Origin of the sequence: Dermatobacter hominis, from assembly GCF_020715685.1 — a bacterium.
Classification (GTDB): domain Bacteria; phylum Actinomycetota; class Acidimicrobiia; order Acidimicrobiales; family Microtrichaceae; genus Dermatobacter; species Dermatobacter hominis.
The window spans coordinates 817,306-838,805 of the sequence record NZ_CP085840.1; the positions used below are offsets into that span (position 1 = coordinate 817,306).

21 protein-coding genes are annotated in these 21,500 nt (G+C 73.3%); 9 read left to right on the forward strand and 12 right to left on the reverse strand.

All coding sequences use genetic code 11. The features are described from left to right. Positions 1 to 17: 17 nt before the first annotated feature. Complete coding sequence (locus tag LH044_RS03855) at positions 18 to 1,577, reverse strand: AMP-binding protein (protein WP_227758484.1); 1,560 nt, start codon at positions 1,575 to 1,577, stop codon at positions 18 to 20. A gap of 46 nt (positions 1,578 to 1,623) precedes the next feature. Here LH044_RS03855 and LH044_RS03860 point away from each other — a divergent pair, with 46 nt between their 5' ends. Then, the gene (locus LH044_RS03860) at positions 1,624 to 2,805 is read left to right on the forward strand and encodes an acyl-CoA dehydrogenase family protein (protein WP_227758485.1); all 1,182 of its coding nucleotides are present in this window, start codon (positions 1,624 to 1,626) and stop codon (positions 2,803 to 2,805) included. A gap of 19 nt (positions 2,806 to 2,824) precedes the next feature. Here the strand turns inward: LH044_RS03860 and LH044_RS03865 are convergent, their stop codons facing one another. Continuing rightward, the gene (locus LH044_RS03865; RefSeq protein WP_227758486.1) at positions 2,825 to 3,556 is read right to left on the reverse strand and encodes a FadR/GntR family transcriptional regulator; all 732 of its coding nucleotides are present in this window, start codon (positions 3,554 to 3,556) and stop codon (positions 2,825 to 2,827) included. 25 nt (positions 3,557 to 3,581) lie between these two features. Between LH044_RS03865 and LH044_RS03870 the strand changes: the two genes are divergently transcribed. Then, complete coding sequence (locus LH044_RS03870; protein ID WP_227758487.1) at positions 3,582 to 4,370, forward strand: enoyl-CoA hydratase/isomerase family protein; 789 nt, start codon at positions 3,582 to 3,584, stop codon at positions 4,368 to 4,370. Between the two features lie 88 nt (positions 4,371 to 4,458). Here LH044_RS03870 and LH044_RS03875 read toward each other — a convergent pair whose 3' ends face one another. From LH044_RS03875 to LH044_RS03885, 3 genes are all read right to left on the reverse strand, one after another. Beyond that, positions 4,459 to 5,727 carry an FAS1-like dehydratase domain-containing protein gene (locus tag LH044_RS03875; protein WP_227758488.1) on the reverse strand — a complete coding sequence of 423 codons (1,269 nt, stop codon included), beginning with the start codon at positions 5,725 to 5,727 and terminating at the stop codon, positions 4,459 to 4,461. Continuing rightward, complete coding sequence (locus LH044_RS03880) at positions 5,724 to 6,746, reverse strand: LLM class flavin-dependent oxidoreductase (RefSeq protein WP_374210589.1); 1,023 nt, start codon at positions 6,744 to 6,746, stop codon at positions 5,724 to 5,726. Before LH044_RS03880 ends, LH044_RS03875 begins: the two co-directional genes overlap by 4 nt. 74 nt (positions 6,747 to 6,820) lie before the next feature. Beyond that, a complete protein-coding gene (locus LH044_RS03885; protein WP_227758490.1) occupies positions 6,821 to 8,065 on the reverse strand; it encodes an acyl-CoA dehydrogenase family protein in 1,245 nt (414 codons plus the stop codon). Positions 8,066 to 8,150: 85 nt separating this feature from the next. Between LH044_RS03885 and LH044_RS03890 the strand changes: the two genes are divergently transcribed. Then, a complete protein-coding gene (locus tag LH044_RS03890; protein WP_227758491.1) occupies positions 8,151 to 9,296 on the forward strand; it encodes an acyl-CoA dehydrogenase family protein in 1,146 nt (381 codons plus the stop codon). A 65-nt stretch (positions 9,297 to 9,361) separates the two neighbouring features. Here the strand turns inward: LH044_RS03890 and LH044_RS03895 are convergent, their stop codons facing one another. Together LH044_RS03895 and LH044_RS03900 are read right to left on the reverse strand one after the other, a co-directional pair. Continuing rightward, positions 9,362 to 10,132, reverse strand: a complete 771-nt coding sequence (locus tag LH044_RS03895) for an SDR family NAD(P)-dependent oxidoreductase (protein ID WP_227758492.1) — start codon at positions 10,130 to 10,132, stop codon at positions 9,362 to 9,364. Between the two features lie 24 nt (positions 10,133 to 10,156). After that, complete coding sequence (locus tag LH044_RS03900) at positions 10,157 to 10,960, reverse strand: SDR family NAD(P)-dependent oxidoreductase (RefSeq protein ID WP_227758493.1); 804 nt, start codon at positions 10,958 to 10,960, stop codon at positions 10,157 to 10,159. A gap of 33 nt (positions 10,961 to 10,993) precedes the next feature. Between LH044_RS03900 and LH044_RS03905 the strand changes: the two genes are divergently transcribed. Then, on the forward strand, positions 10,994 to 11,845 hold the full coding sequence (locus tag LH044_RS03905) for an alpha/beta fold hydrolase (protein ID WP_227758494.1): 852 nt from the start codon (positions 10,994 to 10,996) through the stop codon (positions 11,843 to 11,845). Here LH044_RS03905 and LH044_RS03910 read toward each other — a convergent pair. Continuing rightward, complete coding sequence (locus tag LH044_RS03910) at positions 11,828 to 12,379, reverse strand: nuclear transport factor 2 family protein (protein WP_227758495.1); 552 nt, start codon at positions 12,377 to 12,379, stop codon at positions 11,828 to 11,830. The two genes, LH044_RS03905 and LH044_RS03910, sit on opposite strands and share 18 nt — an antisense overlap. Before the next feature lie 101 nt (positions 12,380 to 12,480). Between LH044_RS03910 and LH044_RS03915 the strand changes: the two genes are divergently transcribed. From LH044_RS03915 to LH044_RS03925, 3 genes are all read left to right on the forward strand, one after another. Continuing rightward, on the forward strand, positions 12,481 to 13,914 hold the full coding sequence (locus tag LH044_RS03915) for an aromatic ring-hydroxylating oxygenase subunit alpha (RefSeq protein WP_227758496.1): 1,434 nt from the start codon (positions 12,481 to 12,483) through the stop codon (positions 13,912 to 13,914). Next, positions 13,911 to 14,468, forward strand: a complete 558-nt coding sequence (locus LH044_RS03920; protein WP_227758497.1) for a VOC family protein — start codon at positions 13,911 to 13,913, stop codon at positions 14,466 to 14,468. Before LH044_RS03915 ends, LH044_RS03920 begins: the two co-directional genes overlap by 4 nt. Positions 14,469 to 14,533: 65 nt before the next feature. Further along, positions 14,534 to 15,367, forward strand: a complete 834-nt coding sequence (locus tag LH044_RS03925; protein ID WP_227758498.1) for an IclR family transcriptional regulator — start codon at positions 14,534 to 14,536, stop codon at positions 15,365 to 15,367. A gap of 155 nt (positions 15,368 to 15,522) precedes the next feature. On the opposite strand, the gene LH044_RS03930 is transcribed toward LH044_RS03925, so the two are convergent. Continuing rightward, positions 15,523 to 16,320, reverse strand: coding sequence for a 2-keto-4-pentenoate hydratase (locus tag LH044_RS03930; RefSeq protein ID WP_227758499.1), 798 nt, complete (start codon positions 16,318 to 16,320; stop codon positions 15,523 to 15,525). Continuing rightward, positions 16,317 to 17,174: a VOC family protein gene (locus LH044_RS03935; RefSeq protein ID WP_227758500.1), complete on the reverse strand. Its 858-nt coding sequence runs from the start codon at positions 17,172 to 17,174 to the stop codon at positions 16,317 to 16,319. The genes LH044_RS03930 and LH044_RS03935 overlap by 4 nt, the downstream gene beginning before the upstream one ends. A gap of 103 nt (positions 17,175 to 17,277) precedes the next feature. Here LH044_RS03935 and LH044_RS03940 point away from each other — a divergent pair, with 103 nt between their 5' ends. Both LH044_RS03940 and dmpG read left to right on the forward strand, forming a co-directional pair. Next, a complete protein-coding gene (locus LH044_RS03940; RefSeq protein WP_227758501.1) occupies positions 17,278 to 18,177 on the forward strand; it encodes an acetaldehyde dehydrogenase (acetylating) in 900 nt (299 codons plus the stop codon). Further along, positions 18,177 to 19,202, forward strand: a complete 1,026-nt coding sequence (gene dmpG / locus LH044_RS03945; protein WP_227758502.1) for a 4-hydroxy-2-oxovalerate aldolase — start codon at positions 18,177 to 18,179, stop codon at positions 19,200 to 19,202. Before LH044_RS03940 ends, dmpG begins: the two co-directional genes overlap by 1 nt. A 144-nt stretch (positions 19,203 to 19,346) precedes the next feature. On the opposite strand, the gene LH044_RS03950 is transcribed toward dmpG, so the two are convergent. Beyond that, positions 19,347 to 20,936 (reverse strand): FAD-dependent oxidoreductase, encoded by a 1,590-nt coding sequence (locus LH044_RS03950; protein WP_227758503.1) that lies wholly within the window; start codon positions 20,934 to 20,936, stop codon positions 19,347 to 19,349. Then, positions 20,933 to 21,412, reverse strand: coding sequence for a hypothetical protein (locus LH044_RS03955; RefSeq protein WP_227758504.1), 480 nt, complete (start codon positions 21,410 to 21,412; stop codon positions 20,933 to 20,935). The genes LH044_RS03950 and LH044_RS03955 overlap by 4 nt, the downstream gene beginning before the upstream one ends. Positions 21,413 to 21,500: the final 88 nt, after the last annotated feature.

Below are 21,500 nucleotides of genomic sequence, written 5' to 3' on the forward strand. Positions count from 1 at the left end.
CGTGCCCGCCGGCGCGGTCAGCGCTCGGCGGGGACGAACCGCTCGCGCAGCGCCCGCTTGGCGAGCTTGCCGGCCTCGGTGCGGGGCAGGTCGTCGGCGAAGAACCAGCGGCGCGGCACCTTGTAGCTGGCGAGCCGGGTCCGGCAGTGCGCCTCGAGCTCGGCCTCGACACCGGCGTCGGGCACCCGGTCCCCCACGAGCTGCACGACGGCCGCGACGGTCTCGCCCCAGTCGGGGTCGGGCACGCCGATGACCCCGGCGTCGTGGACGGCGGGGTGGTCGAGCAGGACGCCCTCGACCTCGGCCGGGTACACGTTGGTGCCGCCGGTGATGATCATGTCCTTGGCGCGATCCGCGATGAAGAGGAACCCGTCCTCGTCGAGGTAGCCGACGTCGCCCAGGCTGAAGCGCCGGCCCCGGAACGCGGCCGCCGTCTGCTCGGGGTCGTCGTGGTAGGCGAACCCGACCCCGTTGTCGACGTAGATGTTGCCGACCTCGCCCGGCGGCAGCTCGTTGCCGTCGTCGTCGAGGATCGACAGCCGCACGCCGCGGACGGCGCGGCCGACGGTGCCCGGGTGCTCGAGCCAGGCGGCCGGCTTGGCGATCGTCGCCGCGCCCTCCATGCCGCCGTACGTCTCCCAGATCACCGGGCCCCACCAGGCGAGCATCTGCTCCTTGACCACCCTCGGGCACGGCGCGGCCGAGTGCACGATCGAGTGCAGGCTCGACAGGTCGTACCGGCGGCGCACGTCGTCGGGGAGCTGCAGGAGCCGGTGGAACTGCGTCGGCACCATGTAGCCGGTCCGGACCCGGTGCTCCTCGATCGTCGCCAGCGTCCGCTCGGCGTCGAAGCGATCCATGACCACGAGCGCGTGGCCGACGTTGAGGCCACCCATGTAGTAGGCGTGCGAGCCGCCGTGGAACATGCCCGTCGACACGAGCATCGGTCCCTCGAACGGCCGGAAGTCGAACGCGCGGCCGAACACGGCGGCGGCGTTCGCGAGCTCGCCCACGTCGCCCTGCGCCAGGGGCCGGCGGATGCCCTTCGGATGCCCCGTGGTGCCCGACGTGTAGACGAACAGACCGCCCTGGCGCCGGTCGGCGGGCTCGGTCGTGGGGTGCGGGGCGCGAGCGTCGGCGAGGCTGGTCAGGCCCTCGGCCTCGCCGATGGCCAGCACCGTCACGTCGAGCCCCGAGAGGTCGACGTCGTCGAGGAGCGCGGCGAAGCGCGCGCCGAGGAGCAGCACGCCGGCCTGCGAGTGGCGCAGGATCGCCTCGAGCTCGTGCGCGCTCAGGTGGGTGTTGAGCGGGATCATGTGCAGGCCGCTCTCGTGGCACGCGAGCGACGCCTCGAGCAGCGTGTTGCCGTTGTCGGCCATGACCGCCACGGGCGCGTCGGGACCGGCGCCGAGGTGGCGGAAGAGGTGCACCAGCTGGTGCGCCCGAGCCGCCAGCTCGGCGTAGGTGAGCGGTCCGTCGGGCCCGGCCAGGACCGCGGGCGCGTCGGGGTGGTCCTCGGCGATCCACCAGAACCCCAGCCGCCGGTCCCACGGGTGCGCAGGCGTCGTCCCGGTCATGACGGAAAATACTAACCGAATTTCCGCACCCGGCTATCGTCCGGTCATGGTCGACGTCGAACGCTTCCGCGCCGAGGTGCGGGAGTTCCTGGACGCCCGCTACGTGCTGCTCGACCCGCTCGCCGACGACCGGCGCGAGGACATCATCTCCCGCACCCCCGACGGCGAGCAGGCCTTCGTCGACGACGCCGTCGCGCTCCAGCGCGAGCTCGCCGCCGCGGGGCTCGCCGCCGTGCACGTCCCGGTCGAGTACGGCGGTCGCGGGCTCACGCCCGAGCACCAGAAGGTGGTCGAGGCGGAGCTGCGCCGCTACGACGCGCCGTCGCTGCGGCCGCTGCGGATCGGGATGCACCTCGCGCTGGCCACGCTCCTCCGGTCGGCCTCCGACGAGCAGAAGGCGCGCTACGTGCCCCCGCTCGTCCGGGCCGAGGAGCAGTGGTGCCAGCTGTTCTCCGAGCCGGACGCCGGCTCCGACCTCGTGGCGCTGCGGACCCGGGGCGTCCGCGACGTCGACGGCTGGGTGCTCGACGGCCAGAAGGTGTGGTCGTCCTACGCCGCCCGGGCCGACTTCGGCCTCCTGCTCGCCCGCACCGACCCCGATGCGCCCAAGCCGCAGGCCGGGATCACGATGTTCGTCCTGCCGATGGGCGCGGCCGGCGTGACCGTCCGGCCGCTCGTCGACATCACGGGCGGCCGGCACTTCAACGAGGTCTTCCTCGAGGGCGTGCGGGTCCGCGACGACGACGTGATCGGCGAGGTCCACGGCGGCTGGTCGGTCTCGCAGGGCACGCTCGGCGGCGAGCGTTCCGGCTACATGGGCGGCTCGGGAGGGGGCCGGCGCCGGCGCCAGGTCGTGCGGGCCGCGACGCGGACCGGCCGGCTCGACGACCCCGTCCTGCGCCAGCGGATCGCGAAGGTCGTCACGACGGAGCGGGTGCTCGAGTGGGTGCGGGACCGCTACGTCGGCGGCACGCTGTGCGACGGCCACCCCGCCGCCGGCTCGATGATGAAGCTCATCGGCGGGTCGCTCGAGCAGGAGTGCGCCGAGCTGATCGCCGACATCGCCGGCCCGGCCGGGCAGGCCTGGTCGCCCGACGACCGCGACGGCGACGTCGTCGCGCACGACCTGAACGCCACCCGGCAGGCCCGCATCGCCGGCGGCACGCACGAGATCCAGCGCAACCTGCTCGGCGAGCGGGTGCTGGGCCTCCCCCGCCAGCCGGCCTGAGCCGCCGGGCGGCGGGCCGTCACTCGACGGCGAGGACCGTCACCGGCTCGTCGGCGTCGTGGGCGCCGATCGTGTAGCGCATCGTGGCCTCCCAGTGGGCGGCCGCCCCGGCCTCGTCGCCGGCGTCGATGAGGTCGAGGAGCTTGCGGTAGCCGCGCACCGCCCGCCGCATCAGGCGCTGGTCGATCCGGTCGATGTTGCGCGTGTAGTAGGCGCGGACCATGTGCTGCAGCAGCTTCGACAGCGTGGACAGGGTCCGGTTGCCGGAGCTCTCGACCAGCGCGTCGTGGACGCCGGCTGCGGCCAGGCCGAACGCCATGGCGTCGTCCCGCTCGGCCGCCTCGGCCGCGAGGTCGATCGCCTCCTGGAGCGCGGTGAGGTCCTCGGGACGGTGGCGGCGGGCCAGCTGGCCGGCGATCTGCGGCTCGATCAGGCGCCGGGCGTCGTCGAGGTCCGACACCGACGTGCCCTGCAGCTGCAGCGACGCCGCGAGCGCCATCGAGATCGGCGCGAGGTCGGGGTGCGTGACGATCGGGCCGCCGCCGCGGCCGCGACGGATCGTGATGAGCCCTTGCGACTCGAGCACCCGCAGGGCCTCTCGCAGCGTCGTGCGCGCCACCCCGAACTGGGCGGTGAGCTCCTCCTCGACCGGGAGGTGCTCGCCCTCGACCAGCTCGCCGTTGAGGATCCGGTCGCGCAGCTCGTCGGCCACCACCGCGTGGGTCTTCCGCCTGGGCCCCTCGGTCGCCATCGAAATCAGTCTACGATTTTGCGCCGTGGACGACGGCGGGCGGTACGAGACGATCGAGTTCGAGGTGCGTGACCACGTGGCCACGATCACGCTCGACCGGCCCGACCGGATGAACTCGTTCGACCGGACGATGTGCGAGGAGCTGCAGGCCGCCTGGATCACCGTCCGCGAGACCGACGACGTCCACGTCGCGGTGCTGCAGGCCAACGGCGACCGGGCCTTCTGCACCGGCATGGACGTCAAGGAGGGCGTCTGGTGGCGTGACCAGAACATCTGGAACCACGTCGACCCGGGCGCCTACCTGGGACCCCGCTCCAACAAGGTGTGGAAGCCCGTGGTGTGCGCCGTGCAGGGCATGTGCGCCGGCGGCGGCCAGTACATGGTCAACGAGTGCGACATCGTGATCGCCGCCGAGGAGGCCACCTTCTTCGACCCGCACGCCAACGGGTCGATCGTGTCGGCCGTCGAGCCGATCGGCATGCTGCACCGCGGCGTCCCGCTGGGCGAGGTCCTGCGCTGGGCGCTGATGGGCTCCGACGAGCGCCTGACCGCCGCCACCGCCCAGCGGATCGGGCTCGTGACCGAGGTCGTCACCGGCGGCGACCTCCGGGCCCGCGCCGCCGACGTTGCGGCGCAGATCGCGGCGCGCGACCCGATCGCGATCCAGGGCACGGTCCGGGCCATCTGGGAGGCGACCGAGATGCCGCCATCCATGGCCAAGCAGAACGGGCTGCTCTACACGCACGTCGGGAACCGCCCGCCGGGCGAGCGGCTGGTGCAGCCGAAGCGCGAGGGCCCCCCGCACCTCCGCTGACCGCTCTCTCCCCTTCCTCCCCGTCGCCCGCTCTGTTCCACCTTTTCGACGCTGTGACGTCGAAAAGGTGGAACAGAGCGGGCGGGGGTCAGTCGCGGAGGCGGTCGATCTCGTGCTCGAGCATGGCGTCGATCGAGTCGGCGGGCGGAGTCGGCAGCACCACCGGTCCGTGCTCCCGGCTGGGGAGCAGCACCACCGCGGTGCCCGGGCTCGTGACGACGCCGCGCTGGTTGGTCACCCGGATGTCGAGGTGGACCTCGGACCGCACGCCCTGGTCGGTGTCGACCCGGCGCTTGTCGGTGACCTCGCCGGTCAGCCACGACGCGTCGCCCATGAAGTTGAAGCGCCGGTGCTGGCACTCCAGCCGCCACAGCCAGGCGTCGTCGCCCATCCAGTCGGTCACGAGGTGGCAGAGCCACGCCTCCCGCAACCCGCCGTAGTCGTACGACATGGGCAGGCCCAGCTCGCGCGCCCGCTCGGGCTCCCAGTGGAGGCGCTGCACGGTGTCGGGCACGTTGAGCGAGTTGGGCGGGTACAGCCCCGGCGCCTTCTGCCGCACCTTCCACGCGAGGCGGAAGCTGCCCGGGGGCGTCAGCTGCATGCCCCAGCCGAGGTGCCACACCACGACATCGGTGGTGGTCAGCGGGCCCTTCACCTTGCGGTCGAGCTCGTCGCCGACCTCGACGTCCTCGAACCAGCGCGGCTCGGCCCCGCGGCGCGACTCCGCGGCGTAGGCGGCGTCGATCTCGGCGAGCTGCTCGGGGGTGTACGGCTCGGCCAGCTGGTGGCGGTCATCGCGGTCCCCGGACCGCTCCTTGGACGCGCTGCGCTCGGTGTTGACCCACGTGCCGCGCCGGATGGCGTGCAGCCGGTCGTCCTGGTCGGCGTAGATGAAGTCGTGCGTGACGTGGGCGCTGCGGCCGCCGAAGTCGCTCCGCTTGTCCTGCACGCCGACCTGGGCGCGCAGGCAGCGGAGCCGGTCGCCGAGGTGGAGCGGTCGCCACCACTCGAACGCCATCACCGCCTGGTACGAGCCCAGCCCGGCGAACGGGTCGCCCCGCAGGACGGCCTTGTGCTCGGGCGGCGTCGGGCGGGGCGAGGCGTCCTCGCCCATCGTGTAGAGGAACGCCGGCGGGGCGACGACGCCGCCCCAGCGCGAGGCCGAGGCGTGCTCCTCGTCGCAGTACAGGGGGTTGTCGTCGCCGTACCCGTAGGCGAAGTGCCGGATCCCGTCGCGCGACACCTCCAGGTTGTGCGGCATGTTCGGCAGCCGCACCGGCACGCCGATGCGCGACCGCGAGCGTTCGAAGCTCTCGTCGGTGAGCCGCCCGTAGTCCGCTGCGCTGGTGTCGGTCACGATCGTCCTCCCGTCGCGGTGGCCCCCGCCGCGCTCGCCGCCCCGTCGCCGACGAGCTCGACGATCGCCTCGGCGTACGCCGTGGCCCGCCTCGGCGAGACCATGAACGACGGGACCGAGTGGAAGCGCAGGTCGGGCAGGCGCCGACGCGCCGCCAACCGGTCCCGGGCCTCGGCCGCGGTGCCGTACACGGCGATGGCGTCGAGCATGTCGACGGGGATCGCGTCCGCCATCGCGTCCATGTCGCCGGCCCGGAACGCCTCGCGGACGGCGCGGACGGCGTCGTCCCACCCGTGCATCGAGGTGAGCGTGTCGTAGGTCTTCACGGTGACGTAGAAGCCGACCATGAGACGGGCGTCGCGCTCCGCCCGGGCCGGATCGGCGTCGTCGACCGACGTGATGACCCACCCCCAGCGCTGGAGCGAGCCGGCGTCGCGGCCCGCGCTCGACGCGCCGGCCGCCAGGTGCGGGTCGACGACCTCGTCCCACCACCGGTCGGTGAACAGCCCGTGGCCGATGATGCCGTCGGCCACCCGTCCGGCGACCTCGAGCATCCCGCGGTTGAACGCGCCCACGACGATCGGGACGTCGATCGGCCCGAGCACCGGTGCCATGATCGTGGCGTCGATCGGGTAGAACTCGCCGTCGTGGCGGACCGGCCGGCGGTTCGGGGCCCGGAGGTAGGCCCGCACCGCCCCGACCATGTCGGCCATGCGGGCCAGCGGGCGGTCGGCGGGGACGGCGAACCAGTCCTCGTTCATCCGACGGGTCCCGGCGCCGAGCCCCAGGAACGTGCGCCCCGGTGCGAGCTTGTCCACGTGGCGCATCGCCGACGCGTGCACGAACGGCGACCGGGCGAAGGCGTAGGCGACGCCGGTGCCGATCCGGGCGGAGCTCGTGTTCGCCGCCATCTCGGCGAGCGTCACGTAGGCGTTGCCGTCGACGAACTCGCCGGTGCAGAACGCCGAGCACCCCGCCGCCTCGGCGAGGGCGCCCACCTCCGCGCCGGGCCAGCGCATCCCCCAGCCCGACCACGGCGGTGCGCCCGCCGAGCCGGCCTCGTCCTGCCGGGACTCTCCGTCCTGCGACACGGTCACGACCTCCTCATCTCCCTGAACGGGACGTCGGCGTCCACCGCCGGCTCGCGGGGCAGGCCCAACGTGCGCTCGCCGACGATGTTGCGCTGGATCTCGTTCGTGCCCCCGCCGAGCGAGGGCACGAAGGCCGAGAGGCCGGTGCGGACGACGCGGCCGCCGTCGGGCGCGTCGTCGCCGGCGAGCATGGCGTCGGGCCCGAGCAGCGCCATCGACACGTCCCGGGACTCGTGCGCCAGCCGGGCCAGGTCGAGCTTCATCGCCGAGCCGTCGAGCGCGGTCGGCACCCGGGCGCGGGCCAGGTCGCGGACGCGCTGGCCGTTCCGCCGGTACACCTCGCTGTGGACGAAGTAGCGCACCACCCGGTCGCGCAGCGCCGGGCGGTCCGCCACGCCGCGCGCGCGGGCGAGCTGCACGACGGCCCGCGAGCTCAGCAGCGGCGGCTGCCGGCGCGGCGCCCCGCCGGCGGCCTCCCACTCCCGCACGAGGTCGCCGACCCGGCGGTCGAGGTTCCCGGCGATGGTCCCGGCCTCGACGACCACGGCGCCCGTGCCGGCGGCGGCCGCCGAGGCGGCGCGCTCGTGCGCCAGCGTCGTGCGGGCGACGTCCCACCCCCCGCCGATCGCGCCGACGACGTCCGCGACCGGGACACGGGCCTCGGTCAGGAACACCTCGCTGAACTCGCTCGCGCCGTTCATCTGCACCAGCGGGCGGACCTCGACGCCGGGCTGGCGCATGTCGAGCATGAGGAACGTGATGCCGCGGTGCTTGGGCACGTCGAGGTCGGTCCGGCAGAGGAGCATCCCCCACTCGCTGACGTCGGCCTTCGAGCTCCACACCTTCTGACCGGACACGACCCACTCGTCGCCGTCGAGCTCGGCGCGCGTCGACAGGCTGGCCAGGTCGGATCCGGCCCCGGGCTCGCTGAACAGCTGGCACCACTGCGCCCTGCCGCGGCCCATCGGGGCGACGAACCGCTCCCGTTGCTCCGCCGTGCCGTGCTCGATCACCGTCGGGCCCCCCATGTTCGGGCCGTTGCCCGCGGGCGCGGCGATCGCACCGGCGTCGGCCAGCGCCGCGGCGACCCGGCGTGCCTCGGCCGCGGTGGCCCCGGTGCCGCCGAGGCCGGCCGGCCACGTCGGGAACGCGAGGCCCGCGTCGAACAGCAGGTCCCACCACTCGCCGAGGGTCAGGTCGGGCGTCCAGTGCTCACCGATCCACGCCGCCCACTCGCTGTCGGACATCGACCCCCCGGACGATCGTCGGCCCCTCGCCGCGGCGACGCCCGTTCCGAGGGCTCGCCGTTAAATAGGTGAGTATATTCCGGGGATGGACCTGACGCTCGATGACGCGGAGCGGGAGCTCGCGGAGCTCTGCCGCAGCTTCGCCGACAAGGAGATCGCCGTCCGGGCGCCGGCGGCCTGGGAGCGCGCAGAGTGCCCCACCGACCTGCTCCGGGAGATGGGCGAGCTCGGCCTGCTGGGCATGCTGGTCCCCGAGCGGTGGGGCGGCATCGGCATGTCGACCGTCGGCTTCGTCGCCGCGCTCGAGCAGCTCGGCCGCGCCGACCAGTCGGTGGCCGCCGCCTTCCAGGCCCACGTCACGATCGGGTCGGTGCCCCTGCTGCTGTTCGGCACCGACGAGCAGCGCGAGCGCTGGCTGCGCCCGCTGGCCGAGGGCAGGGTGCTCGGCGCCTTCGGGCTCACCGAGCCCGACGCCGGCTCCGACGCACGCGGCATCAGCACCCGCGCGGAGCGCCACGACGGCGGGTGGCTGCTCAACGGCCGCAAGACGTTCATCTCGAACGCCGGCACCGACATGAGCTTCGGGGTGACCGTGCTGGCCCGCACGGGCGACGCCGACAACGGCCCTCGCTTCGGGAGCTTCGTGGTCGAGAAGGGCACGCCCGGCTACTCGATCGGGCCGAAGATGCGCGGCATCGGCTGGCGGGGGCTCGACACGCGCGAGCTCTGGTTCGACGACGTCTGGGTGCCCGACGACCACCTGGTCGGCGACCCGGACCTGGGGCTGGGGCAGTTCCTCCAGACCCTCGAGGTCGGTCGGATCTCGATCGCCGCGCTGTCGCTCAGCCTGACCCAGGCCGTGCTCGACCTGTCGCTCGCGTACGCCGGCGAGCGTCGTCAGTTCGGCCAGCCGATCGGCAGCTTCCAGGCCATCCAGTTCAAGCTCGCCGACATGGCGACCGAGCTCGAGGCGGCGCGCTGGCTGACCTACCGGGCGGCGTGGCTCCGCGACTCGGGCCAGCCGTTCCTCAAGGAGGCGGCGATGGCGAAGCTGAAGGCCAGCCGGCTCGCGGCGTGGGCGGCGTCGGAGGCCGTGCAGATCCACGGCGGCGTCGGCTACATGCTCGAGTCGCCGGTGGCCCGCTTCTACTGCGACGCCAAGGTGCTCGAGATCGGCGAGGGCACCAACGAGATCCAGCACCTCGTCATCGCGCGGGCGCTCGGCTGCTGATGCCGGACCGGCGAGGCCCCGGTGCCGACCCCACGGCGCGGTCGTACGGGGTCGGGGCCCCCGGCTCAGGGCGCGGCGTAGCCGCCGTCGACCACGAGCGCGGCACCCGTCGTCCAGGCCGATCCCCCGCCGGCGAGGTAGGAGTACGCCCCGGCCACGTCGGCGGCGGCGCCGAGCCCGAGCGGGTGGCGCGCCGCGATGGCGTCGAGCGCCTCGTCCGGGAGCCCGTCGTGGATGGCCGATCGGAACGTCCCCGGGCAGACGCAGTTCACGCGGATCCCGTCGCGGGCGTACTCCACGGCCGCGACCTTGGCGAGCTCGATCACCCCGGCCTTGGTGACGCAGTAGGGGCCGGCGTGGCTCCACGCGGTCATGCCCGACACCGACGCGGTGAGCACGATCGACCCACCGCCCTGCGGTCTCATGACGCCGACCGCCGACCGCACGGCGTTGACGGCGCCGAGCACGTTGACCCGGAAGGCGCGCTCCCAGTCCTCGGTGCGCAGGTTGTGGATGCGGCCGTTCGGCGACAGCACGCCGGCGTTGCTGATCACGACGTCGAGCCGGCCGAACCGCTCGACGGCCCGAGCCGTCACCTCGTCGACCTGGTCGGGGTCCGACACGTCGGCGAGCAGGGTCTCGACCGATCCGGTCGCGCCCTCGAGCCCGTCGACGGTGGCACCCAGCGTGTCCTCGCGCAGGTCGCTCAGCACCAGGTCCGTCTCCGGCTCCGACGCCAGGCGGGACGAGATGGCCGCGCCCAGCGCCCCTCCCGCCCCGAGGATCGCCACGACGCGACGGCCACCGCCGTCACCGCTCCGCTCCCCCACGTCCACGCTCCCTCCGTCGGTCCCGTCCGGTCAGACGAGCAGGTAGCCGCCGTCGACCGCGAGCACGGTGCCGGTCACGAACCCCGCGGCCTCCGACGCCAGGAACAGGTAGGCCCCGGCCAGGTCCGCCGGGCGGCCCCACCGGCCCTGAGCGGTGTGGTTCAGCACCGCTCGGGAGAGCCGCTCGTTCGACGTCCAGCCCGCGGCGAGCGGCGAGTCGAACCAGCCCGGGTTCACGACGTTCACGGTGATCCCGGCCGGCGCGAGATCGAGCGCCAGCGACTTGGCCAGGGCGACGAGCCCGGCCTTCGACGCGCTGTAGGCGGCGAGCCCGCGGGCGGGCCGCTCGGCGAGCACCGAGCCGGTGAAGATCAGCCGTCCGCCGTCGCCCATCACCGACGCGGCGGCCCTCGCCCCGAGGAAGGCGCCGGTGAGGTTCACCTCGAGCACGTGGCGCCACACGTCCGGGTCGACGTCGAGCGGTCCTGCGACGACCGGCGAGATGCCGGCGTTGCAGATCCACGCGTCCACGCCGCCCCACTCCGCCACCACCGCCGCCGCGACGGCTGCGTTCACCGCGTCGTCGCAGACGTCGCCGGCCACGACCAGCGACTCGCCCGGCAGCGCGGCGGCCACCTCCTTGAGGTCGCCCTCGTCGCGGGCGACCAGGGCCACCCGTGCCCCGGCGTGGGAGAAGGCGTGGGCGAGCAGCTCGCCGAGGCCGCGGCTCGCGCCGGTGATCACCACGCGCCGTCCGGCGACGCCACCGTCGGGGAACGACGCCGGTATCTCGATCCGCTCCGCCATCGGGCGCTCCACCTCCTGGCGCGACACCCTAACCCCTAGATTGGACTGATCGGTACAGCGATGGACCTCACCTACGACGCCACCAGCCGCACGGTCGACACGCCGGTCGGCGCGCTCCACTACCACGAGGCCGGCGACGGCCCGCCGCTCGTGCTCCTGCACGGGTCCGGTCCCGGCGTCAGCGCGTGGGCGAACTTCCGCGACAACCTCGGTGCGTTCGCCGAGCACTTCCGGACGATCGCGCTCGACTTCCCCGGCTTCGGCACCAGCGCCCCCTGCGACGACAACCCGCTCGCCGTCGCCCCGGGCGCCGTCACCGCGCTGCTCGACGCCCTCGAGCTCGGCCCGGTCCCGGTGCTCGGCAACTCGATGGGCGGCAACGTGGCCGCCAGGGTCGCGGCGGCCGAGCCCGAGCGGATCACGCGGCTGGTCACCATCGGGGGCCTCGGGGTCGGGCTGTTCAGCGCGAGCCCGCCCGAGGGCGTGAAGCTGCTGGTGCAGTTCGTCGAGGACCCGACCCGCGACCGCCTGGTCGCGTGGATGGAGTCGATGGTGTTCGACCCGGCGATCCTCACGGACGAGTTCGTCGAGCTGCGGTGGCGGACGGCCAACGACCCCGCCGCCCTGGCGGACGTGCGTCGCATGTTCAACCCGAAGGTGCTCGCCGCCATGCGGCGCGCCCCGCTCGGCGCCCCCGACCAGGTGGCGACGCTCGCCCGCATCAAGGCGCCCACGCTCGTGACGTGGGGCCGCGACGACCGCGTCACCCCGCTCGACAACGTGCTGCTGCCGCTGCGCGTCATCCGCGACTGCGAGGTCCACGTGTTCCCCGACTGCGGGCACTGGGCGATGATCGAGCGCAAGGACGAGTTCGAGCGCGTGGTGCTCGAGTACCTACTGAGAGGGCGGTGACCGGCGCTCCCGGGACACGTCGAGGGGGCGGAGGTACGACACGTCGTCGGCGTCGCGCCGGGGCGCCACGAACACCGGGTACCTCGGCGGCCCGCCCTGCGCCGTGCCCTCCCACTCGACCACCACGACCCGGCGGGCGATGCGCCACGTCCGGTCCCGGCGCTCGAGCCGGTCGACGTAGCGGCCGCCGCTCAGCAGGACCTCGCCCGCGTCGTCGCGGCGGAGCACGCACAGGTAGTAGCTCTCGGCGTGGGCCGTGTCCCCGTCGAGGTCGACCGAGGTGTTGGTGACGAAGCGCTGGTAGCCCGGGAACGGCGCGTGGGCCGAGGCCAGGAAGTCCACGAGCCCGTCGACGTCGCCGATGTACGCGCCGTGGTCCTCGACCGCGTCCGGGTGGTACGCCGAGCGGACGAGCTCGACGTCACCGCGGTCGACGCCCCTGGCGTAGCGGTGGATGCAGTCGACGACGGCCTGCCGGTCGACCAGGGCCCGCAGCGCCGCGACGTCCAGGTCGCCCACGTCCTCGTTCGCCATGCGACGGACCCTATGTGGGCACCCCGTCGGGCCGCCGCCCACATCCCGTCCGATGAGACGGGTGGTTGACCCCTCCGACGGTCCGCCGTTATGACCACCTTGTGCCAGATGGATCGCTGAGCCAGGCCTCACCGCGGTTCGACGGCGACGTCGACCCGGAACGTGTCCCCGAGCGCTACCGGCTCGGGCCGGCGTTCGTGCCCAAGGGACGGTACCTCGACGAGGACTTCCTGCAGCTCGAGCTCGAGCTCGTGTTCCCCCGGACGTGGCTCATGGCCTGCCGCCTGGAGGAGCTCCCGGGCACCGGCAGCTACGTCGAGTACCGGATCGGCGACCGCTCGATCCTGATCGTCCGCGAAGGGCCCGACTCCATCCGGGCGTACCACAACGCCTGCCGCCACCGCGGCACCCGCCTGGCGACCGGCCGCGGCCGCGTCGGCTCGATCATCTGCCCGTTCCACGGGTGGCGGTGGAACCTGGACGGCACGATCCGGCTCCAGCTCGACCCCGAGGAGTTCGTCCCCCGCTCCGACGAGGACCTCGGCCTCCAGCCCGTGCTCTGCGACACCTGGGGCGGGTTCGTGTTCATCAACATGGACCGCGACGCCATGCCGCTGCACGAGTACCTGGACCCCATCCCGACGGTGCTGGCGCCGTTCGGGCTCGAGAACATGCGCGTCCGCTGGTTCAAGTCGACGATCGTCCCGTGCAACTGGAAGACGGTGCTCGACGGGTTCCTCGAGGGCTACCACATCCCCGGTACGCACCCGCAGCTCAACCGCCCCGATCGCGGCAACGACAAGTTGGCGACCATGAAGGAGATGGACACGCTCCGCAGCTGGTCGCCGACGACCGTGACCGAGCGCCACGCGATGTACCAGAGCCTCGGGGTCAAGCGCCGACAGAACAAGCGCCAGGACAAGGACCCGTCCCGTCGCCCCGGCGCCGGGCTCGGCGAGGACCCGCGCGAGGGCATCGCCAACGCCGTCGAGTACATCTACGAGGAGCTCCGCGCGCTCGAGACCGAGCGCAGCGTCCGCGCCGCACAGCTCCTGCGGGAGTCCGAGGTGCCCGAGGGCGTGTCGGCCGGCGAGTACCACCTGCAGCTCTACCGGGAGCTGGCGCTCGCGGACGGCCTCGACTGGGCCACGATCACGCCGCAGCAGTGGGCCGCGGCCGGGACGGCATGGCACGTGTTCCCCAACACGATCATCCTCGGCAACCAGGGCTCGTCGCTCGTGTACCGGGCCCGCCCCGACGGGCTGGACCCCGACCGGGCGCTGTTCGAGATCATGTGCCTCGAGCAGATCCCCGTCTCGGACTACGACCGCAGGTGGGAGGTCACGCCGGTGCACTACGAGGACCACCGCATCGGCGACTTCGGCCAGATCCTCACGCAGGACCTGGAGAACGTGGAGAACATCACCGTCGGCATGCACTCGCCGAGCTTCGACGGGCACCGGCTCAGCACCGAGCAGGAGATGACGATCTACAACCACCACCGCGTGGCCGACCGCTACCTGTGGGGAACGTGAGCGCCTCGGAGCTGCGGTCGCTGAGCGACCTGCTGCGCGAGGTCATCCAGCTCGCGTACGTCACCGACGACATCGCCGCCGGCGTCGAGTGGCTGCAGGACACCCTCGGCACGAGCCCCTGCCACGTCATGTACGCGTCGTCGCTCGGCGGGACGGTCGTGGTCGACGGCGAGGTGGCGGACGAGTGGGTGATCGACGTGGCGCTCGTGAACGCCGGGCCGACGAACATCGAGCTGATCCGCCCGGTCAGCGGGGCGGTCGCCATGTACCGCGACGGCATCCGACCGGGCGCGCCGGCGACGTTCCACCACCTGGGCGTCCGGGTCGACGACCTGGACGCGGCCACGGCGCTCATCGAGGCGCACGGCCGGTCCTGGGAGCAGCACGGGACGATGCAGGGCGCGATCCGGTTCGGCTACCTGGACATGACCGCCGAGCTGGGCCACCGCATCGAGGTCATGGAGCTCCTCCCGGGCATGCGCCAGATGCTCGACCTCCTCGAGGAGGAGTCGGACCGGCCCGCTCGGGCCCGGCCGCCGTCCGCCCCGTCCTGAGAACCCGGTTTCCGTCCTGTAGTAAGGTAGCGTTCACTCACCAACGCCAGGGACGGGGGGTTCGCATGGCGACGAGCGACCACACCAAGCAGGGGGATCGCCGGTCCGGCGCCGAGGCGGGTCCGGACGGGCTCGACGGCCTGGACGGCGAATCGGGCAGGAGCCTGGTCGGGCGGATCGCCTCGATCATGGACTCGTTCGACCAGCAGGACCCGGTCCTGTCGCTCGTCGAGCTCAGCCGCCGGTCGGGCCTGCCGAAGTCCACCGCCCACCGCCTGGCCGAGCAGCTCCGTGCGCTCGGGTGGCTCGAGCGCGACGGCCGCGGGTACCGCGTCGGCATGCGCCTGTTCGAGCTCGGCGGTCTGGCATCCGAGCAGAGCCAGCTGCGGGACCCGGCCGTCCCCCACCTGCACGCGCTCGCCGGCCGGACCGGGCTGGCGGTGCAGCTCGGCGTCCTCGACGGACCCGACGTCGTCTACCTCGACCGGGTCGTCGTCGGGAACTACCGGCTCCCCACCCGCCAGGGCGGGCGCATGCCGGCCTACTGCACCGGGCTCGGAAAGGCGATGCTCGCGTTCGACGACGCTGCGGCGCAGCAGGTGCTCGGCGCCGAGCTGCCGGTGCGCACGTCGAGCACCCTGTCCGACGTCGACCGCCTGCGCGACGACCTGCAGCGGGTCCGCTCCACCGGCGTGGCGTTCGACCGCCAGGAGGCGTACGACGGCCTCGGCTGCGTGGCCGCGCCCATCCGCAACTCCGGTCGGGCGATCGGCGCGGTGTCGGTCACCGGCCCGATCGGCCGCATCGACTGGGACGTGCTCACGACGATGGTGCAGAACACCGCGTCGAGCATCTGGAACTCCCGGTTCGCCCCCCGCGGCGCGCACGCCGCGAACTGACGCGACCATCCGAGCGGCCGACGCGGCGCGCTCGCCAGCGGCACGGCGCGCACGCCGCGAACTGACGCGACCATCCGAGCGGCCGACGCGGCGCGCTCGCCAGCGGCACGGCGCGCACGCCGCGAACTGACGGAGCCTGCACGCCGCGACCTGCGTCAGTCGGCGAACGCGGCGCGCACGGTCCCGAGTCCGCTGAAGCGGGCCTCGTAGGTCCGGCCCGGCTCGGCGACCGCCAGCGGTCCGAGCGATCCCGACAGGATCACCTCGCCGGCCTGCAGCGGCGCACCGCGCTCGGCCACCGCGTTGGCGAGCCACACGACCGCGTTGACCGGGTGGCCGAGGCACGCCGCACCGGTGCCCGAGCTCACGACGTCGCCCTCGCACGTGAGCGCCATCTCGATCGAGCGGACGTCGTCGACGTCGGTGAGCCGCCGCGGCGAGCCCCCGATCACGAACAGGCCCGACGAGGCGTTGTCGGCCACGGTGTCGACGATCGAGATGTCCCAGTCGCGGATCCGGCTGTCGACGACCTCGATCGCGGCGACCACGAACTCGGTCGCCCGGAGCACGTCGGTGGTCACGACGGGGCGGTCGGGCAGGTCGGTGCCGAGGACGAAGGCGACCTCGGCCTCGACCCTGGGCTGCAGGAGCCGCTCCGACGGGATCGGCTCGGAGTCGCCGAAGGCCATGTCGGCGAGCAGCACGCCGAAGTCGGGCGTGTCGACGCCCATCTGCTGCTGCACCGCCGCCGAGGTGAGACCGATCTTCCGCCCGACTCGGCGCACGCCGGCGCGGCTCAGCTCGAGCGAGCGCTGCGCCACGGCGTAGGCGTCGTCGATCGTCCCGTCGGGGAGCAGGTCGCGGATCGGCTCGCAGGGCGTCCGCGTCGCCGCGGCCTCGACGAGGCGCTGGGCCGCCGCCTCGTGCGCCTCCCCCACCGCGGTCCGGCTCATCGTTCGGGCGGCGGGCTGAACCGGTGGCCCCAGAAGGCGCCGGCGGTGATCTCGTACGTGGGCACCGGCTCCTCGACGCGCAGGCCGTCCCAGCCGAACTCGATCGCGTGGTCCTCGGGTGAGTACACGTAGAACGACACCATCCGGTCGTTCGTGTGCTTGCCCAGCGTGTGCATCATCGGGACGCCCATGCGGTGGGCGCGGTCGAGGGCGAGCCCCACGTCGTCGAGCGTCGCCACCTCGACCATCAGGTGCAGCAGCCGGCCGGGGCCCTCCTGGGTGGTGATCCCGAGCGTGTGGTGGCGGGGGTTGCAGCCGAGGAACACGACCCGCCCCCGGGCCATCGTGTTGCGCTCGATGAACCCGAGCACGCGCGTGTAGAAGTCGTACGCCGCCTCGCCGTCCTCGGCGCTGACGATGACGTGGCCCATCCCCATGTCGCCGGTGACGAAGGCCGACACGGTCGGGGTCTGCACCGGCGAGTGCTGGAGCAGCGGGCCGTAGAACAGCTCGATCGGGTTGCCGCCCGGGTCGGCGAAGCGGACCAGCCCGCTGACGCGCCGCTCCTTGCACTCCTCGCGGGTGCCGGGGGTGACCTCGATGCCCTCGGCCGCGACGGCGTCGGCCAGCTCGGCCAGCTCCCGGCGGTCCATCACCTCGAACCCGATGGCCGTGGCTGCGGCCTCGCCCGGCGAGACGACGAGCCGCGCCGGGAAGTCGTCGATCCGGAAGTACGCCGATTCGGGGTCGCCGCCCTCGGCCGGCATCATGCCGAGGAAGTCGCCGGCGAATGTCCGCCACGCGTCGACGTCGGGGGCGGCCAGCCGCAGGTAGCCGAGTGATCGAACGCCCATCCGTGCGGAACGTAGCATCGGCCCCCTCCGGCGCTCCGGGAGCCGTCTCGCCGAACGGAACAGGGCCCTCTCCGGCGCCGTCGCCATCGGCCACGATGATCCCATGACCTCCTCCGCCGTGATCGTGGGCTCGGGCAACATCGGCACCGACCTCATGTTCAAGCTGCTCCGCTCCGAGCAGATCGACCTGCGGGCGGTGATCGGGATCGACCCCCGGAGCGAGGGCCTCGCGCTCGCCCGCGAGCACGGCGTCGAACCGGTCGCCGACGGCGTGGACTGGATCTTCGAGCAGTCCGAGCTGCCCGACATCGTCTTCGAGGCCACCTCGGCCTACGCCCACGTCGCCAACGCCCCGCGGTACCAGGAGGCGGGCATCAGGGCGGTCGACCTCACGCCGGCGGCGATCGGGCCGTACGTCATCCCGGTCGTGAACCTGGACGAGCACGTCGACCGGCCCAACGTGAACATGGTGACCTGCGGCGGCCAGGCGACGATCCCCATGGTGTCGGCGGTGTCGCGGGTGGTCGACGTCCCCTACGCCGAGATCGTGGCCACGGTCGCGTCGGTGTCGGCGGGCCCCGGCACCCGCGCCAACATCGACGAGTTCACCCGCACGACCTCGTCCGCGGTCGAGGTGCTGGGCGGGGCCGAGCGGGGCAAGGCGATCATCATCCTCAACCCCGCCGAGCCGCCGCTGATCATGCGCGACACGATCTTCTGCCAGATCCCCGACGACGCCGACCAGGCGGCCATCGAGGCGTCGATCGACCAGGTGATCGCCGAGGTGCAGGAGTACGTGCCCGGCTACCGGCTCCGACAGCGCCCGCAGTTCGACGAGTCGTCGCCCGGGCGGCCGGCCCGCGTCGCCATCTTCATCGAGGTCGAGGGGGCCGGTGACTACCTCCCGCCGTACTCGGGCAACCTCGACATCATGACCGCCGCCGCCACCAAGGTCGGCGAGGAGATCGCCCGCCACCTCTCCCGCACGGAGGTCCGCACCTGATGCCCTACTCCGACGAGCTCGACATCCGCATGACCGACTCGGCGCTGCGCGACGGATCGCACGCCAAGTCGCACCAGTTCACCGAGCAGATGGTCCGCGACGTCGTGACCGGCCTGGACCGCGCCGGCATGCCGGTGATCGAGGTCACCCACGGCGACGGCCTCGGCGGCTCCTCCTTCAACTACGGCTTCAGCCACACCGACGAGCGCGTGCTCATCGCCGCCGCGGTCGAGAGCGCGGAGCGGGCGAAGATCGCCGCGCTGATGCTGCCCGGGCTGGGCACGAAGGACGACATCACCGCGGCGGCCGACCTCGGCGTGTCGGTCATCCGCATCGCCACCCACTGCACCGAGGCCGACATCGCGGACCAGCACTTCGGCCTCGCCCGCGACACCGGGCTCGAGACCGTCGGCTTCCTGATGATGGCCCACTCGCAGCCGCCCGAGGTGCTGGCCGCGCAGGGCCGGATCATGGTCGACGCCGGCTGCCAGTGCGTCTACGTCGTCGACTCGGCCGGGGCGATGATCCTCGACGATGTGACCGAGCGGGTGGCCGCGCTCGTGGCCGAGGTCGGCGACGACGCCCAGGTCGGCTTCCACGGCCACGAGAACCTCGGGCTCGGCGTGGCCAACTCGATCTGCGCCATCCGGGCGGGCGCGACCCAGGTCGACGGCTCGACCCGCCGCTTCGGCGCCGGTGCCGGCAACACGCCGTGCGAGGCGCTCGCCGCGGTGTGCGAGAAGCTCGGCATCCGCACCGGCATCGACGTCCTGGCCATGTTCGACGTCGCCGAGGACGTCGTCCGCCCGGTCATGGACGGCGAGGCCGCGCTCGACCGCCTGGCGCTGATCATGGGCTACGCCGGCGTGTACTCGTCGTTCCTGCGCCACGCCTACCGGGCGGCCGAGCGCTACGGGGTGTCCGGCGCCGACATCCTGCTCGAGTGCGGCGAGCGCCGGCTCGTCGGCGGCCAGGAGGACCAGATCATCGAGATCGCGGTCGGCCTCGCCGCCACCCCCCACTGACCCACCCCCCGTTCCGGACGCCACCCCCGGTTTTGACGCCACCAGGTGCGCTCTGTGACGCACGATCGTCACGAGAACGCGGGCGCCGCGCGTTCCCATGTCGATCCTGCGTCACCAGCCCCACTTCGTGGCGTCAGAAACCGGTCAGGTGGGCGGCCGGAGGGGGTCCTCGCCGGCCATGTCCAGCGCAGCGAGCCACGAGAACACCATCGCCGAGCCGATCGGACCGCCGGCCCCGGGGTACACGCGACCGGTGGCCGGGGCCATCGTGTTGCCCGACGCGTAGAGCCCGTGGATGACCGTGCCGTCGGGCCGCAGGGCGCGGGCGTGGTCGTCGGTGCGCACGCCGCCCTTGGTGCCGAGGTCGGTGACGACGACCTGCACCGCGTACCACGGCGGGGCGTCGAGCACGCCCAGGCACCGGTTCGGCCCGTCGGTGTGCGGGGTGACCACGTTGGCGATGACGCGGTCCCAGGGCGACTCGCCCCGATGGAACCGCTCGTCGACGCCGGAGCGGGCGAAGCCGTTGTACTCCTCGACGGTCGCGACGAGCGCGTCGGCGGGCACGCCGATCAGGCCGGCGAGCTCCTCGAGGGTGTCGGCCCGCTGCAGCACGCCGGCCTCGAGCCACCGGTCGACGTCGAACCAGTCGGGCACCTGCGGGTCGACCGGCAGCATCCGGAACCCCTGCTGGTCGACCTGGCGCTGGTCGAAGACCCAGTGCGCCGGGATGTGGTCGACGTCGGTCGTGTTCTGCAGGCGCATGAGCTCGTGGCCGGCCCGGTCGTAGGGCAGCCGCTCGTTCATGAACCGCTCCCCCGCTGCGTTCACCCAGACCCCGCCCCACACCATCGTGTAGAAGACCGGCCCCCCGGACGGTGTGACGAGTCCCGGTGCGAACCACGCCTCGTCGAGCAGCGCGGTGTCGGCGCCCACCTCGATCGCGGCGAGGAGCGCGTCGCCGGTGTTCTCGGGGCAGCCGCTCGTCCACTCGTCGGTGAGCGGCGCCTGGAACCTCTGGCGCAGCTCGCGGTTGCGCTCGAACCCGCCGGCGGCGAGCAGCACGCCCCGGTCGGCCAGGTAGCGGACCGGCTCGCCGTCGCGCTCGGCGTCGACGCCGACCACGCGGTCCCCCTCCACCACCAGCGCCTTCAGCGCCGTCGAGGTGTGGACGGTCGCGTTGCCGGTGGCCATCAGCGCCAGCAGCGAACGGGCGGTGAGCGCCTGGCCGCCGACCATGCGCTCGGTCGGCTCGGTCCCCCAGCGCTCGGTCCACAGCGGGCGGCGCACCAGCGGTTCGAGCTCGCCGAGCTCGGCGCGGTCGATGTCGCGCGGGAAGATCGTCCGGCCCTGCTTCAGGAACCCGGGCCGCCCCTCGAAGTAGTCGGGGATGCCCCGCCACGAGAACTCGCCAAAGTGCTCGTCGCGCTCCAGCTCCTCGATCATCGGCGGCCCGGCCCGGAGGAACGCCTCGCGCAGCTCGACCGGCGCGTCGTCGCCCACGATGGAGTCGAGGTAGGGCCGCGCCGCGTCGGGCGAGTCCTCGATGCCGGCCCGCAGGATCGCGGGGTTGCCGGGGAGCCAGATGCCGGCCCCCGAGTACGCGGTCGTCCCACCGACGTGGGCGGCCTTCTCGATCACGAGCGTCCGCAGGCCCCGACCGGCCGCGGCGAACGCGCCGATCAGCCCGCCGCCCGACCCGACGACCACGACGTCGTAGCGCTCCTCGGTCACGACTGCCCTCCGTGCGCCCAGGCGTCGCCCGGGTACCAGGTCGTGTCGGCGCCGTCGACGTCCTGCGGCCAGCACTCCGTGTAGGTCGCGCCGTCGGGCCCCGCCGAGATCGAGTGCACGGTGCCCTCGTCGATGACGCAGAACTCGCCGGCGCCGACGACCTGCTCCGCCGAGCCCTCGCCGTCGTCGGTCGCTGCGCTCCGCACGACCACCGTCCCGGCGAACACGATCATCAGCAGCGGCTGGTCGTGGCGGCGATCCGGTCCGCACCAGCCGGGCGCCAACCGGACCCCGTGGAGGCCGAACGAGGGGTCGATCCCCGTCGAGCGACGGATGGCCGCGAAGGTCGACGCGACGTCGACCGGCGCGGCGTCGAGCGTGCCGCCGTCGGCCCACCCGGTGCCGGACCCCTCGGGCACGAGCGGGACGGGTGCCCACCCGTCGTCGGCGAGCAGGTCCAGGAACTCGATGGGCACGACCGAACTCTGCCGATCGGGCTCGGACGGTGTCGAGAGCGATGTCCTGATGGGCGGGACCCCGCCCGTAGCGGGACGGGCGCGCCCG

What these genes read in the sequence shown, in the direction of transcription:
- LH044_RS03855 (WP_227758484.1), bottom strand. Translation starts at nt 1,577, where the DNA reads ATGACCGGGACGACGCCTGCGCACCCGTGGGACCGGCGGCTGGGGTTC.
- LH044_RS03860 (WP_227758485.1), top strand. Translation starts at nt 1,624, where the DNA reads ATGGTCGACGTCGAACGCTTCCGCGCCGAGGTGCGGGAGTTCCTGGAC.
- LH044_RS03865 (WP_227758486.1), bottom strand. Translation starts at nt 3,556, where the DNA reads ATGGCGACCGAGGGGCCCAGGCGGAAGACCCACGCGGTGGTGGCCGAC.
- LH044_RS03880 (WP_374210589.1), bottom strand. Translation starts at nt 6,746, where the DNA reads ATGCGCTGGCCCGGCGCGGAGGTGGGCGCCCTCGCCGAGGCGGCGGGG.
- LH044_RS03885 (WP_227758490.1), bottom strand. Translation starts at nt 8,065, where the DNA reads ATGTCCGACAGCGAGTGGGCGGCGTGGATCGGTGAGCACTGGACGCCC.
- LH044_RS03890 (WP_227758491.1), top strand. Translation starts at nt 8,151, where the DNA reads ATGGACCTGACGCTCGATGACGCGGAGCGGGAGCTCGCGGAGCTCTGC.
- LH044_RS03905 (WP_227758494.1), top strand. Translation starts at nt 10,994, where the DNA reads ATGGACCTCACCTACGACGCCACCAGCCGCACGGTCGACACGCCGGTC.
- LH044_RS03910 (WP_227758495.1), bottom strand. Translation starts at nt 12,379, where the DNA reads ATGGCGAACGAGGACGTGGGCGACCTGGACGTCGCGGCGCTGCGGGCC.
- LH044_RS03925 (WP_227758498.1), top strand. Translation starts at nt 14,534, where the DNA reads ATGGCGACGAGCGACCACACCAAGCAGGGGGATCGCCGGTCCGGCGCC.
- LH044_RS03930 (WP_227758499.1), bottom strand. Translation starts at nt 16,320, where the DNA reads ATGAGCCGGACCGCGGTGGGGGAGGCGCACGAGGCGGCGGCCCAGCGC.
- LH044_RS03935 (WP_227758500.1), bottom strand. Translation starts at nt 17,174, where the DNA reads ATGGGCGTTCGATCACTCGGCTACCTGCGGCTGGCCGCCCCCGACGTC.
- LH044_RS03940 (WP_227758501.1), top strand. Translation starts at nt 17,278, where the DNA reads ATGACCTCCTCCGCCGTGATCGTGGGCTCGGGCAACATCGGCACCGAC.
- dmpG (WP_227758502.1), top strand. Translation starts at nt 18,177, where the DNA reads ATGCCCTACTCCGACGAGCTCGACATCCGCATGACCGACTCGGCGCTG.